The organism is Micromonospora sp. WMMA1998, assembly GCF_027497375.1.
Lineage (GTDB): Bacteria > Actinomycetota > Actinomycetes > Mycobacteriales > Micromonosporaceae > Micromonospora > Micromonospora sediminicola.
In genome coordinates this window covers 6,275,640-6,291,098 of the sequence record NZ_CP114911.1, presented here as the reverse complement: position 1 = coordinate 6,291,098, position 15,459 = coordinate 6,275,640, and the positions used below count along the sequence as shown (strand labels likewise).

The 15,459-nt window shown below is 67.7% G+C and carries 5 protein-coding genes; 3 read left to right on the top strand and 2 right to left on the bottom strand.

Annotated elements, in window-relative coordinates; all coding sequences use genetic code 11:
• Positions 1 to 32: 32 nt before the first annotated feature.
• Positions 33 to 422, top strand: coding sequence for a hypothetical protein (locus O7600_RS29265; RefSeq protein WP_281591579.1), 390 nt, complete (start codon positions 33 to 35; stop codon positions 420 to 422).
• A 412-nt stretch (positions 423 to 834) separates the two neighbouring features.
• Here O7600_RS29265 and O7600_RS29260 read toward each other — a convergent pair whose 3' ends face one another.
• Positions 835 to 7,104: an RHS repeat-associated core domain-containing protein gene (locus O7600_RS29260; RefSeq protein ID WP_281591578.1), complete on the bottom strand. Its 6,270-nt coding sequence runs from the start codon at positions 7,102 to 7,104 to the stop codon at positions 835 to 837.
• A 789-nt stretch (positions 7,105 to 7,893) separates the two neighbouring features.
• On the opposite strand from O7600_RS29260, the gene O7600_RS29255 reads away from it, so the two are divergent.
• Together O7600_RS29255 and O7600_RS29250 are read left to right on the top strand one after the other, a co-directional pair.
• Positions 7,894 to 12,069, top strand: coding sequence for an FG-GAP-like repeat-containing protein (locus tag O7600_RS29255; protein WP_281591577.1), 4,176 nt, complete (start codon positions 7,894 to 7,896; stop codon positions 12,067 to 12,069).
• Between the two features lie 521 nt (positions 12,070 to 12,590).
• On the top strand, positions 12,591 to 13,955 hold the full coding sequence (locus O7600_RS29250; RefSeq protein WP_281591576.1) for a hypothetical protein: 1,365 nt from the start codon (positions 12,591 to 12,593) through the stop codon (positions 13,953 to 13,955).
• A gap of 137 nt (positions 13,956 to 14,092) precedes the next feature.
• Here the strand turns inward: O7600_RS29250 and O7600_RS29245 are convergent, their stop codons facing one another.
• Positions 14,093 to 15,139: an IS30 family transposase gene (locus tag O7600_RS29245; protein ID WP_281588100.1), complete on the bottom strand. Its 1,047-nt coding sequence runs from the start codon at positions 15,137 to 15,139 to the stop codon at positions 14,093 to 14,095.
• Positions 15,140 to 15,459 lie beyond the last annotated feature (320 nt).

Genomic DNA, 15,459 nt, shown 5'->3' with positions numbered 1-15,459 from the left:
CACCATGCGGTGATGCTGGCCGCGACCTGCTGGTGGCCGGCGTCAGCGGCGACGCCGTGCTGGCGCTCGCGGCAGAGTCCGCTCGGACACTGCCGGCGCATGACGCGAAACGGCGCTTGGCAGCGGTCACCGTGGAACTCGGACTCCCGGAGCCGGAGCTACCGACGGCGGTGGCGCTGATCGCGACCGACACCTGCGAGCGGATCCTCGACCGCAGCATCCCAGCCGAGGTAGGAATTCACGAACTCAACGTGGTGGGACACGAGGGCAGCCCGCTGAACGACCTGCTCCCAACGGTCGCCGGCCTGGCCGCGCATCTCGAAGACGACCTCGGCGGGCGGGCCGACGACGACCTGCAAACCCGGCTCGCCGCGCTGGCCCGGGCCATCCTGGACCGCCTGACAGCTGGGAACTCGGCTTGAGGCTGCGCTGCCCGGTGGGCATCGGCGACCGCCGACACGCGTGCGCCTGGTCGCCTGCTGCACAATCCCGTGCACATGCCTTCGAAAATTAACAAACGGTGCGTACCGGACCGCCGTTGCGTTACGAGACATCCCTTAGCGCCCACTCGACAGCTCCGATGAAAGTCGCGGTGGAGCTACCGAGTGGGCAACCGAAGGGCCGACCTAAATCAGAAAGTGCCAATGAGCGAGACGGCGAGCAGGAGGGATCCCGCAATAAGTCCCACAATCGGGAAGATCAGCGCCTGACCAAGCACTATTCGACGCCGAAATATCCCGACGACCGAAACCAGAATAATCATTAGACCAACGATGATTCCAACTTCCGGTTGCGGATTTTCACGAGCGCCGGCCGCAAAAATCAGCCCTTGCCTTACCACGCCATCACCTGCCGCTGCCAGGTAGGTCCGGCAGAGATGCCAATTCCAACGTTCACCCCTGCTCCAATCGCTGGATCTGAGTAGCCCTTGTTGGGCTCGGTGACGGAGACGCAGGCACCGACACCAAGTGAGGCGCACGCCCCGCCGGCCCATTCGCCCTGCGCCATACTCGATGTCGAGGTAACTCCCAACGTGCCATTAACGCCGAGACTCGCCGGATACGCCAGCCCTCCTGCACCCGCCCATAGCCCATCGGAGTTTACTGTCGCAACCAGACAACCGAGCATGCAAACCTGGATCATAAAGAACACCTGAGGACCACCATGGTCGCGGGCCTTCTGGCGAGCCAAGACGTCTGCCACGTTCGGGTATTCTGGAGAAGCTGGCGGAGCTTTAAAGACTTTACACAGAGACGGACAGAGGTTCTTACGCTCCCAAGTCTCCCGCTTGTAGTCCGTAATTGCTGCAGCGTACTCTCGATCCGCAGTCGCATAGGTTTCGCTGCAGTGAGCCGGTGAAGTAAAGGCCGAGTTGTACGAGGCACAAGGGTTCGGCGGCGTCGCGGCCTGCAACTTGGGCGTAACAGCCGGAGCCACCATTGGCGGCCGCCAAGGGAGAATGACTGGACTCCACAATGCAGGAGTCCATCCACTCTTTGCTCCTGAACCCAAGAAGGGGCCTGCATTGATCCCGTTTCGATGAATGCGTGCACGGGTGGTGCTTGCCCCGCTCTTTCTGCCCCACTTTACATTGTCGGTGCTTCCACACCCATGCGGACAACCCTTGGCTGGGTTATAGCCGAAGCAATCGAAATACTTGCAGTCGTCGGGTATAAGTCCGGTGGGGTCACTATACGAGACGGGCGTATTGTTAGCGTAGGAGTAACCATTCCACTGTTGAGGCCGACCGACGTCTAGCAGTGGATCAACTGAAAGAAATCGACCCAATGCGGAGCTGTAGCCGCGCGCTCCGACGACGGTTATGCCCGCGGGGCTTGTCGGCTTGTTGAGGAAGCCTCGGTTGTCCGGTGCCGTGACGGCAGCGCCCCGAGCTGCCCCGTACGGCGAGTACTGCCGCCAGGTGGGGTTCTGCGCCGTGTTGTCCAGGTACAGCGACGGCGTGCCCTGGTGGTCGAAGACCGCGAACGTGTACGCGCTGCTGCTGCCGGTCCGGACACAGCTACCGCCGCCCGGCAGCTCGTAGTAACGAGCACCGTCGACGGCGTTGGTGCCGGTGTTCAGGGTGAGCTGCTGCCCGGGCAGGTAGAGCGTGTTCTTGCCCGGCTCCTTCTGGAGCATCAGGTTGCCGTCGACGTCGTAGATGAAGGCGTTCGAGCCGCTCGTGCCACCAGTGACACCGCTGAGCTTGCCCGCGTCGTCCCAGGTGAGAGTCTGGTTCCCCTGGGCCGCGTTGCGGCCGGTGGTGTTGCCGGCGCCGTCGTAGCTGTACGAGCTGGTGCTGGTGGTCGTCGTCCCCGTCTTGGTGGTGGCCGAGGTCAGGGTGTGGGGCTTGTTCTGACCGTTGCCGTCGTAGGTGTAGTCGGTGACGATGTTGGCCGCCGTCCCCAGACCGTGCTCGGTCTGCTGGGTCCGGTTGCCGATGACGTCGATGCTCCAGCTCGTCCAGTACGCGCTGCCGCCGCCGATGGTGTTCCCGACCATGCCCTTGCTGGCGTCGGTCGGGGTGGCGGCGCAGTCGTCGGTGGCGGTCCACGCCTCGGTGAGTCGGGCGAGGCCGTCGTAGCCGTAGCACTGGGTCTCGGCCGGGGTGCTCGCCCCGTACCGCTTGCTGGTCTTGCGGGTGATGTTGCCGGCCAGGTCGTACTCGTAGGCCTGCTCGTCGACGGTGCTCGGCGTGGTCTTGTTCCGGGTGACGAGCTGGTTCTTCAGCCGACCGTTGTGCGTGTCGTAGGTGTTGGTGACGTAGGCGGCACTGGTGGTGCTGCCCAGCGTCTGCTGGTTGACCCGCCCCCACGCGTCGTAGGTGACCCCACTGGCGTAGGCGTTCGTTCCCGCCAGTGTGGTCGGCAGGTCGAGCACACCCGAGTAGCCGTGCAGCACCATCTCCGACGGCAGGCTGCCCTTGGCCGGGTAACTGTCGATCAAGGGGAGTCTCAGCACCGAGGTGTAGGTGTGCCCGAACACGTACGAGCCGGCCAGCGCACCTTCGCTGTCCGGAATGGTGACCGTGACGCCGAGGCTGTTGCCGAAGACGTCGAAGGCCTTCTGCTGGCTGGTGTACGCCTGGCCGTCGCGGTAGGCGACCGTCGTGGTCAGCTTCCCGGTGGCGTTGGTGACGCCGGCGACCGCGTTGCTGTTGTCGTAGACCCACGCCGCCCGCTGATTCGCTGCCGACTGGTTGGTCACCGACGAGGCGAACTCACCGGTCTTGCGGTCCAGCGCGTCGTAGGTGTACGACAACGTCTTGCCCCGACCGTCGGTGGTCTGGGTCAGGTTGCCGTTCGCGTCGTAGACCATCGAGCTGTTCCCGGCGTCCGGGTCGGCCTTGGCCACCACCTGACCGAGCAGGTCGTAGGTCGAGGTCCACACATTGTTCTTGGCGTCGGTCAACGTGGCCTGGTTGCCGTGACCGTCGTAGCCGTACTTGCTGACGGTCGTGGTGCCGCCGGTCACGGTGAAGGTGCCGGTGAACGTGTCCGCCGGCGTGGCCACCGTCGGCTTCGCCGAGTACTCGCGCACCTCGGTGTTGCGGCCGAGCGGGTCGGTGACGGTCGTCTTGACGACACCGCCGGTGGGCGGCACGACTGTGGTCCGGTCGCCGCCGTGGACGGTCGTCGTCTTGGAGACGGTCAGGCCGTTCTTGGCGGCCTCGACGATCACCGCGCGGCCGAGACCGTCGTAGGTGTTGAACGTCTGGTTGGGCACCTGCTTGCCGAGGTCCGCCGCCGACACCGGCATGCCGACGGTGGGCAGGGTGGCGTCGTCCCACCAACCGTTGTACGTCGCCCTGGTCCAGCCCCGGGTGTCGTAGAAGGTGTCCGAGATCATGCGGCCGCCCTGTGGAGTGACCGCCTGGGTCTGACGCTCCCGCAGCAGAGCGTCGTAGAGCAGCACCGTCTTCTGGTACCCGTTGGAGTTGTTCAGCTTCTCCGTGGTGACGGCGCTGACGCCGGTCTTCGAGACCGTGTAGGTGAACTTCTGGTTGGCCGCCGTGCTGGTGGCCCGGTTGTTCAACCACACCGCGGTGCTGCGCCCCAACGCGTCGTACTGCTGTCGGGTGACCACCAGGTTGGCGTCGGTCGCGGTCAGGGTGCTTCCCCGACGGGGGTTCACCGTGGTGGACGCGCTCTGTTGCAGGGCATTGGTGGCCGTCACACCGGTGACGAGATTGACCGCGTTCATGGTGTAGGCGGTGGTCGACTTGTTGCCCTTGCCGTCGAACGAGTCCTTGGCCCGGCCGTACGAGTCGTAGGTCGTCCGGCCCGCGGTCTGCCAGACGTAGGCGCCGGAGGTGTAGTCCGTCGCGGTCCGGGTCATGGTGACGTCGCCCTCGCTCGGGGCGGCAGTCTGCGGGAAGGTGGTGCTGAAGTTGGTGTCGTCGTAGAAGGTGCGTTCGGCCTTGACCACCTGCGCCGGTCGGCTGACCGCGCTCGGGGCGGAGAGCGTGTTGACACTGCCCGGTTCCGAGGCCGGCGAGCCCTGGGTGAAGCCGCCGCACGCCACCGACACCGTTTCGGTCTGGGCAACCAGGCCGACCAGGTTCCTACCGGCGTTGACCGGGGCGTAGGTGTAGGTGGTGCACTGGTCGTAGGCGGCGTTGGTCGGCACCGTGTAGGTGTAGGTGTTCGTCATCTCGCCGAAGGTGGCGCTGGCGGTGTTGGCGTCGTAGCTGTTCTCCGACGCCGTGTAGCGCCACGTCACCGTGCCGCTGCTGGTGACCGCCTGGCGGGTGTAGGTCTTGATCGGCTCCACCCACTTGGCGGCGAGCGCGCTCAGACCGGTGCGGGAACGGGTCGCGGTCGCGCCGGAGACCCAGTACGAGGTGATGGTCGAGGAGTCCACCCGCCCGTTCTCGCCGAGGTAGGCGGTGGTCTCGAGTTCCTTGCCGGCGAGTTCGTCGACGTCCTCGTGGGTACCGCCGGCGGAATCGGTCAGGTTGACCACCGTGGAGTTGTTGTTCCTGCTCATGCCGCGGTAGTAGGCGGTCTCGGACTGGGTGCGGCGGTCGTTGACCCCGTCACCGTTGAACGTCCGGACCTTCGCGTAACCGCGGAACTGGCCGTAGGTGCGGTACTTGGCCTTCACGACCTCGTTGTCGTCGTGATGCCAGGCCGCGCCGCCGAGGTACTCGTAGCTGGTCGCCGTCAGCGGCGCGCCACCGGTCGGGTCGCTGCTGGTGACCCGGGTGACCGCCCACTTGTTGAACCAGTCCTTGGTCGGGTTCGTGAAACCGTCCGGGGTCCAGTACACCGGGTAGCAGGACCTGGTGTTCGTTGCGGGATCAGTCGTCACCGGTGCCGTGCACGGCACCGGCAGCTCGTAGCTGGGCGAGATCACCGACCCGGTCTCGGTGGTGATCGTGGCGACCCGCCGGCGGTAGAAGTTCGGCAGTCCACCGGTGACGTCGACCCGGTTGGCGAGCTTGATGTCGGTGAACGACACCGACGGCAGGGTGATCGGCGCCGAGGATCCACCGGCGGACGTGTCGTGGCCCGTGCGGGTGATCGAGGACAGCCACAACGTCGGCGACGTGGCGTCGCCGGTGGCCGGCAGCGACTGCGCCAACGCGTACGAGTCGACCTTTTCGTACGCCGAGGTCGCGGTGTTGTACTGCCGCGCCTCGATCGACGTCAGCCGGACCGTGGAGAAGAACGACGGGCTGAAGTCGTCGCAGTTCGCCCCCGACGCGCAGATGAGGTCGAACGGCACGTCCGGCCAGTTGGCCTTGTTCGCCGCGTTGAGCGGCTGGCAGGTACCGGAGAGACAGCGGTCACCGGTGTTGAACACCACCTGGTTGGGTGGCGTGCCGTAGGCGTTGCCATCGGTGAACCCGTAGTCGATCCGCGACAGGTAGCTGTCCCGCACGTACGAGACGTCGGTCGCGCCCTTGTTGCGGCCGTAGAAGTTGGTGTCCTGCTTGTAGTAGTACGACATCGCGTTGCCGTGGGCGTCGTACACGTAGTCCAGGTTCCACCGGTAGGCCATGGTGCAGACCGACGACGAGAACCCGGCCGCGTTGTAGCAGGGGTCCCCCGAGTGCGACGAGTACACCGGCACGGTGTCCACCGAGTTCGTCTCGGCCTTGTTCGACGCCCATCCGGGCAACCGGTTCCGGCCGAACTCGTAGGTGGTGCCGTCGCGCAGCGTCACCCGCCAGTAGTCGGTGTTGTAGGTGCCGGTGCCGTTGTTCGCGTTCTCGACGTGGGTGACCTTCTCCCCGTTGTCGGACTCCGGCTTCCACACCTTCTTCGTCGCATCCCAGACCAGCGACGTCGACGATCCGTTGAGCGCGAGGGTCAGGATCGGCCCGTCGTAGCAGTGGTCGTACGTCTTTACCGGTGATGCGCTGCCGCCCGGGTCGTCCATGCAGGAGGCGAAGCTCTGCTCCACGAACGAGCGCGGCGTCGACCATCCGTCACCGACCCAGGATGCCTGCGCGTTCGTCGAGGCGGTCTGACCGTCCACGCTGCCCGAGTCGTAGGACAACGCCACGGTGGGCGCGAGGCCGGAGGCCGCCGGCGGCACCGTCAGCGGGTAGGAGTAGGTGAACGAGCCGGTGTTGCCGCCGCCGGCCCAGGATCCGGACGGCTTCAGGTCGGTCGCCTCGTAGGTGCCTCCCGCGCCCCCGCCCTCGGCGGTGGCCGCCAACACCGTCATTCCGGCCGCGGCCGCCATCGACACCTCGGCCGACACGGTCCGTGCCGCCGGGTCGTTGGTCGACATCAGCGGCGTCGCCGTTCGGCAGTTCGGCACCGACGGCGTGGTCAACGCACAGGCCGGCAGCGTGACCAACCGCAACCGGGAGCCGAAGTTGCCGCCGTACGCCTCGGCGAACGCCGCGTAGTCCACGCCGACGCGCACCGCGCCGGCCCCCGCGTCCGGCCGCACCGACACCAGGACACCATCGACGCCGGCCGCCTCCGTCGCACGTCGGTCGGCAACGGTCACCGCCAACCGGCTCGGGCCCGTCGACCGGGCGTTCCTCGCCGCGACCGGCTGGACCCACACAGGCGTTCCCCCCGCCCGCATCCGGCCGCCGGCCGTCCGTGCGGTGCTCGCCGACGCGGTCAGGTCCAGATCCACCGAGGCTGCCCTCGGCCAGGTCGTCCGTGTCGGCTTGTACGTCGTCCTTGCCGTGTCTTTCGGGGAGACGAACCGGGTCGGCAACGGCTTCACGCCCTTGACCGAAGGCCCCGGCGACACGGCCGGCGGCTTCGCCGGCTCGCCAGCCTTCGGCTTCGCCGACGCCGGCACTCCCACCATGCCACCTACCAGTGACGCCGCAGCGACCACCGCAACCAGGCGTCTAGGACGAGTCCACAGTCGTGGACCCCCGCGCTCGACCATTCGCATCCTCACCTCTAGCGGACAGCAGAATCCACGCAGGGTGACAGGTCGCGCACCCCCGTGGCGCGAACAATCTTTCACGTCCCCATCCATCGAAGATCACGAGATCATAACGATGTTCGTCAGACGTCGACCAAATGATCAGCAGTGACGACAAACCCGGCGATGAGTTGTGACGGGAGGCGTTTCCCCCGGATGGCTGGGCTGCTTCACTGTGCCCTCGTATCGGGCGCGGCCGCGTCCGAGTCCACGAATACGGGGAGTCAGCAGGTGCTGTCGAGATCCACGAGTTCACGACGGAGGCGGTTGGCCGCCTCCGTCGCACTGGCGGGACTGGTCGTGACCACCGCGCCAGCCGTCCTCGCACCTCCGGCCGTGGCCATTGGCCCCGGAGGCACGAAGGTCGCCGACGGAGACCTCTCGGTTGCCCAGGCGGCGGCGCAGGCGCGTCGGTCTGGCCGGGCGGTGGAGGTGCCGTCGGCGGGTACGTCGTCCTCGCGGTTGAGTGTGTTGCCGGACGGTTCGATGGAGTTGACGCAGTCGGCGGTGCCGACGCGGGCCCGGGTCGACGGCCGGTGGCAGACGTTGGACCCGACGTTGGTGCGCTCTGCCGACGGTGGCGTGTCGGCGCGGGTGACGACGAACCAGGTGCGCCTGTCGCCCGGTGGCACCGGCCCCCTGGCGGAGTTGGTCAGCGGCGATCGGGCGGTGACGTTCTCAGCGCCCATGGCACTGCCGGCACCGGTGCTGTCGGGTTCGACCGCCACCTATCCCGAGGTGTTGCCGGGGATCGACCTGACGGTGCGGGTGAGCCCGGAGGGCGGGTTCTCCCACGTGTTCGTGGTGAAGACCCGGCAGGCCGCGTCGGACAGGCGTCTGGCCGCCCTGGAATTGACCACATCCGGCCGGGGAGTGTCGTTGGCCGCGGACGCAGCGGGCAACATCACCGGACGCGACCGGGCCGGCCAAGCGGTGTTGACCGCTCCCGCGCCGACGATGTGGGACTCCAGCGCCTCCCCCGCGTCGGCGTCGGTCACCGCCGGGCGAGGCGCCCTGTCCAGCACCGTCGCCCCGGGACGGACGGCACGGACCGCCCGGGTCGGAGTGAGCATCGGTGCGGGCAAGCTGCGACTGACCCCGGACCGGGCATTGCTGACCGATCCGAAGACCGTGTTCCCGGTCTTCGTGGATCCGGCCTTCTCCTGGACACCGGCCGGGTCGAAGATGTCCGGCTGGGCGTCCATCTCCTACCAGCACCAGTCCACGAACTACTGGAAGTCCACACCGGACCTCATCGGGCGGATGCAGGTCGGCAACGCCGGAAGCCAGCGCTCCAACACGCTGATCAACTTCCCCGTCCCCTACGGCACTCTCACCGACGCCGAAATCTACGACGCCATCTTCAAGATCACCAACACCCGATCCTGGTCCTGCGACGACAAGACCGTCAACGTCTACGGCCCGTCGACGGTCCTGTCCTCCTCGAACGCCACCTGGAACTACTGGGAAGGCGTCAGCAAGGGCAGCGTCATCGCCTCGGAGAGCTTCGCCCACGGCTATTCCGGCTGCGACGCCGATGCCGTGTCCTTCGACATCACCGGCCAGATCCGCACCGACGTCACCAACAAGAAAGCCACCCGCACCCTCTGGATGGTCGCCGCCAACGAGGCCAGCGACCCCGAGAGCTGGAAAGAGTTCCTCGAAACCAGCCCCACCCTCACCATCCGCTACAACCACAAACCCAACACCCCCACCGGACTGACCACCTCCCCGAAGACCGCCTGCGCGGGCGGCTCCACCGTCGGTGACGGCGCCGTCACGCTCTACGCCCCCGTCTCCGACCGCAACAACGGGACTCTCGGCACCACCTTCCGACTCTGGAAGACGAGCGACGCCAGCCAGACGCCCATCGCCACGTCCGACCCGAATCTCCTCACGTCCAGTTCCGGCAGCACGGCGGTGCTGGTCGTACCGGTCGACAAGCTCCGCACGGCAGCCAACGGCGCCATGACGAGCCTGTCCTGGAAGGTCCAGACCACCGACTTCCGCACGCCCAGCGCCTGGTCGACCACCTGTACCTTCACCTTCGACCCCACCCGACCGGGGCAGCCCGTGGTCGGTGAGCCGTCCGCCGGGGCGACCATCGGGCAACCGGTGACGTTCACCGTCACCAAGGGCACCAGCACCACGGTCCCGAGCAGCTACGTCTACCAGCTCAACGCCGCCGCGCCGGTCGAGGTCGACGCCGACGCCACGGGTGCCGCCACCATCACCATCTCGCCCACCCGCTTCACCAACACGGTCACCGTTTCCGCACGCTCGGCCGGCGGCAACTTCGGCGACAGCGCGAGCAAGACCTTCATGGCGATCCCCGCCGCCACCGCCACCGACGGTGATCTCACCGGGGACGATGTCGCGGACCTGCTCACCGTCGGCGCCTCCAACAACATCCCCTCCGGCCTCTGGCTCGCCAACGGCAAGGGCAGCACCGGCATCGACCGGATCGGCACCAACATCGGCGCCCGAGGTAACGGTGTCACCGGGGACAACGCACCCCAGGACTTCGACGGGGCCCAGGTGATCACCGGTCGCTTCGGCGGCACCGGCATGCAGGACCTGTTCGTCTACTACCCCACCGGCGCGAACGCCGGCGGTGCCGGCGTCCTGCTCGCCAATGGTGACGGCTCGGTCATCCGACCTCAGGAGAGCGGCAACCAGTTCAGCGTCGTCTCCGACCAGTTGCGCGACGAACTCGGGAACTCACCCCGGGAACTGGCGAACGCGGGCGACAGCCGGCACGTCGACTCCGCCTTTCCCGATCTGATCGGCATCAGCGGAGACGCGGGCAACAAGTTCCACCTGACCTACTATCCGGCTACTTTTCCGATGATCGGCGGTTACTACGGCACCGTCCGGACGACCGCTCTCACCCCCTCCGGTGGCGACGACTGGCAGAACTGGACGCTGGCGACCGCCCAGATGCCGGACGGCACAGCGATGTTCCTGCGCAACCGGTCCACCGGTGCTCTTCACCTGTGGACCAGCCTCAGCATGAACCCGGACACGCAGCAGCTCACCTACACCGCCTTCCAGCTCAGTGCGAGCTGGAACCCGGGTGTCCCGCTGGTCCTCCGCGCGTCCGACATCAACTCCGACGGCATCCCCGACCTGTGGGCGGTCGGTGCGCAGAGCGAGGTGACCACGTGGACGGTCTCCAACCTGAACGCCACCGCGGGAAGCGGTGTCATCTCGGCCGCGCCGAAGCAGAACCTGATCACCGCGAATCACGCGTGGCAGCTCGCCGACGGGGAAAGTGGTCCGGTCGTGAACGAGGCGGCAGCCGCGGACGCGGTCGGGAACCTGGACGCGAGTGGAAGTGCCGCGCGTTGGCAGACGGGTGACCTCTTCGAACCCAGCGTGCTCTTCGGCGGCACCAGCAGCGTGCTCGCCACCACTGGCTCGGCCTTCGCCACGAATGCGGACTTCACAGTCTCGGCCTGGGTGAAGCCCAACGCGGCGGGCGGCACGGTGGTGTCGCAGAGCGGAGCGAGCGCCGCCGGATTCAAGCTCTGGATCGATGCGTCCGACAACAGTTGGCGAGCGGCGATGCCTCAGAGCGACGCGGCCAGCCCGGTCTGGGACACGGTCACGGCGGGCGCGAACAGCGCCCGACTCGGGGTGTGGACGCACGTCACCGTCAGCTACGAGCGGGCGAACGGGCGTCTCGGTCTCTACCTGGGCGCCGTCAACAAGGGCGTCGGCATCCACACCAGTGCCTGGAACGCGACCGGACCGTTCCTGATGGGCGCGCACAAGACGTCGGCGACCGCCACCGGCGGTTGGTTCTCCGGGCAACTCAGTGAGGTGCTCGCGTGGAACCAGGTCGTCAGCCCCGTGCAGGCGAAGCCGGCCGGACCGAACCGGGACTTCGACGGTGACTCAATCCCGGACGTCATGGCTCGGTACACGCCCACCAACGACATCCTGCTCTACAAGGGTGACGGTGCCGGTCGTTTCCAGTCGGGCTCCACTGTCATCGGCGGCAACTGGGTCAACTTCCAGGCGGCCTTCTCCCCCGGTGACTTCGACGGCGACGGCTACTCCGACGTGATCGCCTGGCACAAGAGCACCAAGGATCTCTACCTCTACCGGGGCAACGGTCATGGTGGATTCCTCCAGGGATGGACCATCATCGGTGCGAACTGGTCCGCCTTCGACACCGTCTTCTCACCGGGAGACTTCGACGGCGACGGCAAGGCCGACGTGATGGCCCGTTACACCGCGACGAAGGACATCTGGCTGTACAAGGGTGACGGCCGGGGCCACATCATCACCGACTCCGCGTCGATCGTGGGATCGAAGTGGTCCGCCTTCGACACGATCTTCTCACCGGGAGACTTCGACGGCGACGGCAGGACCGACGTGATGGCGCGCCATGCCACCACCAAGGACCTGTACCTCTACCGCGGCACCGGCAGCGGGCGGATCGCCACCGGCTACAGCATCGTCGGCTCCAACTGGGCCTACGTCGACCGGATCTTCTCGGTGGGTGACATCAACATGGACGGCAACGCGGACGTGATCGCCCGCTACGCCTCGACCAAGGACCTGTACCTCTACGAGGGCAACGGCATCGGACGGTTCAGATCCGGATACAAGGTCATCGGAGCAAAATGGTCCGCCGTCGACCTGATCTTCTGACGCACCGCCCTTGACGGGAGGACGCGGGGGGAGCCCTTGGGGCTGCCCCCGCGTCCTGTACACCAGACGCACGTCATCGATGCGCGTGTCGTTCATGGCTCCGCGCGCAACTGCCCTCCTACTGATCCACGGAATCTGACTCCACCGGCCTTGAGGATCTCGAAGGCGGCGGTGGACGTCCCGCGCCACCACGACAGCGGCTCCGGCGGCGAGAACCCAACAGGTGTACGCAGGGTAACGAGTCGTGGCACGGAGTGCCGGCTCTGCCGTCCTGGGCATGCCTGGCGCGACGACATCACGGGCATTCCCCGTCCTGATGTCACGCTGGGTCATCAGGCCTACGCGAGATCATCTCCCCCGACTCCTGATTCGGTCACCCTCAGTAGTCTAATCAGCTCCCTGCATCACTCTGCGTCGAGGTCAAACGCTCCCTGACCCATCCGCCTGAACCGGCTTGGCTCGACTCCCCGTATCCCCGTACGGATGCCGGACACCCGTGACGACGAGGCGGAGGAGCTTCGATGGCGTGGAGCAGGGGCACAACCAGGCGGCGTAGGGCGACGGCGGGCCCGTCCCGCAACCGGAAGATCGCCGGCGGGGTGGCGTTGGCGCTGACGGCGGGGGCGGCGTTCGCGGTCGCCACCGGCACCGGCCAGGCGGCCGAGAACTGCGCCGGCCTGGACGGCGCGCTGCGCAACAACCTCACCTTCATCGCCGACCAGCGCCGCGACCCGGACGCCAACTCGGCCGATCGGATCGCCAACCGGCTGGCGGTCGTCGACCTGATCCGGCAACGGCGGGCCGCGGCCGGCTGCGCCGGCACGATCGAGGTGGCCGGCGCCGCCTGCCCGGGCGTTCCCTGGGAGCAGGCGATGGGGGTCGAACTCGATCGGGCCTGGGCGGTCACCGAGCAGATGCGCGGCGAGCGCTCCGGGCAGCTGGTCGACCCGCAGCTGACCCAGGCCCGGGTCCAGCGGCTCGGCGGCATCTTCGGCGGCATCCGAGGCATCGCGCGAGGCGCCCAGCAGGCGCAGGCCGGCGCCGCCGGTCCCGGCGCCGGCGGTGGCGCCGGTGCGGGTGCGGCCGGTGCGGGTGCGGCCGGTGCGGGTGCTGGTGCGGTGGGTGGTGCGGGACGGGCCGCCGGCATCATCAACGCGGTCGGGGGCCTGATCGGCCAGATCGCCGGAATCGTGCAGGCCGCCCGGGCCGCCCGGCAGCAGAAGCAGCAGGCCGCCGGAGAGGACGGTCAGCAGGGCGGCGCGGATCAGGCCGGCGCGCAACAGGGCGGCGCGGCCCAGGACGACCCCCAGACCGGCGCCAACGACCAGACCGGCGCGAACGACCAAGCCGGCGCGAACGATCAGGGCGCCGGGGGTGAGCAGGCCGGTGACGGCGGGCAGCAGGGCGAGGCCGGTGAGCAGGCGGGCGACGCCGGTGACCGGGTGGCCCAGCGGATCCAGCAGATCCGGGCGCGGATCCAGCAGCTACGCGCTCTGATCCAGCAGATCCGCGCTGCCCGTCAGGCCGCCCGCGATCAGGGCGCGGGCCAGGATCAGGGCGCGGAGCAGAACCCGGGCGACGCGGCAGGCGCAGCCGGAGGCCAGGACGGAAACGCGGCGGGCGGGCAGCCGGGCGCCGATGCCGGCCTCGCCCCGGGCCAGGACCAGAGCGCCGACCAGAACCAGAACGCCGACCAGGCGGGCCAGGGCGGCCAGGACCAGGCGGGCCAAGGCGCTCAGGACCAGGCGGGCCAGAAACAAGGACAGGCAGATCAGGGGCAGGCAGGTCAGGTGTACCAGGTGGCCGACCCCCGCGTCCCCGGGTGCGCCCCCGGTGACCCCGGATCGGACGCCGTCACCCCCGCATCCGCCCCACCCACCCGCTGACCCCCCACAGCCTCAACCACCCACCGCTGACGTCGATCATGAGGTTGACGGCAGTTTAGAAGATCCACAAGGCCGTCAACTTCATGATCGACGCGGCGGGGTTGAGATCTTGGTAGGAAATGGCCCCTCTGGCGGACTCAATCGGTGGTTGCAACACCTAGTAGCTGGGTCATCTTCTCACCGGGGGTGGCCCAGCCCAGGGTCATGCGGGGGCGGTCGTTGAGTTCGTCGGCGATGGCGTTGAGGCCGGTTTGGTCGATGGTGGTGAAGTCGAACTGGCCTTTGGGGAAGTACTGGCGTAGTAAGCCGTTGGTGTTCTCGTTGCTGCCGCGTTGCCAGGGGCTGTGTGGGTCGCAGAAGTAGACCGGGCAGTCGGTGGCGATGGTGAAGTCGCGGTGCCGGGCCATCTCTGTGCCCTGGTCCCAGGTCAACGAGGCCCGCAACCGCTGCGGTAGCCAGGTCATCGCCGCAGCCAGCTGAGACACGACGTGTTCGGACACCTTGCCCTCGGGCAGCCCGACCAGGATCACGAACCGGGTAGCACGTTCCACCAGGGTCGCGATCGCGGAACCACCGCGTCCACCCCGACGTACTCCCTCGAGCAGGTCGCCCTCCCAATGCCCGGGCACCGCCCGATCGGCGACCTCAGCGGGTCGGGCGCTGATGTTCAACCCGAGCCACGGCCGCACGGAGCGAACCGCCGCCGCGGCCACCGGCCGGCGCCGACGCGCCGCCCGCCCAGACCGCAGGGCCACCTGACGGGACAACTCGGCACGCAGATTCCCCCGCGCCTGCAGGTAGATCGCCTGATAGATCGTCTCGTGCGACACATGCATCTCCGGCCGCAGCGGGTACTCCAGCCGCAGCCGAGCGGCGATCTGCTGCGGCGAACGACGTCGACGCAGCATATCCAGCACCGTCTGACGCAACAGCCCGTCAACAGCTAGCCGCGGCACACGCTTGGCGCGGTTATGCCGCAGAAACGACGCCCACTGCGCCATCGACGGCTGATACCGCTGCCCGTAACGCTCGAACCGGCCCACCTCCCGCGAGACAGTCGACACCGCCCGCCCCAACCGACGCGCGATCGACCGCAACGACTCACCAGCCGCCCGACCCAACCCAATCTGCTCCCGCTCCAGCGGGCTCAACCTCGACGCCACAACCACCCCAACGAAGATCATCCGAAGGGTGTTGCAACCACCGGTTGAACCCGCCTCTGAGGGCCATTTCCTACCAAGATCTCGGGGCTTCTCAGCCTCTGGATTTGTTGTCCCGAGTGGTGGATACGGGTGGGTCGGCCGAGCAGTGGTCGGCTCGCGGAGAACATGGGCCGGGCTCCACCGTCGCGGCGAGCCTCACCCCGTCCCACCGAGAACCGCCGAGGCCACCCAAAACCACCGAAAACCACCGACAGCACCGACAGCACCGACAGCACCGACAGCACCGACAGCACCGAGGATCCCGGGCTCGCAGGCGGGACCACCGACGACCCCCACCCGCC

What these genes read in the sequence shown, in the direction of transcription:
- O7600_RS29255 (WP_281591577.1), top strand. Translation starts at nt 7,894, where the DNA reads ATGGAGTTGACGCAGTCGGCGGTGCCGACGCGGGCCCGGGTCGACGGC.
- O7600_RS29250 (WP_281591576.1), top strand. Translation starts at nt 12,591, where the DNA reads ATGGCGTGGAGCAGGGGCACAACCAGGCGGCGTAGGGCGACGGCGGGC.
- O7600_RS29245 (WP_281588100.1), bottom strand. Translation starts at nt 15,139, where the DNA reads ATGATCTTCGTTGGGGTGGTTGTGGCGTCGAGGTTGAGCCCGCTGGAG.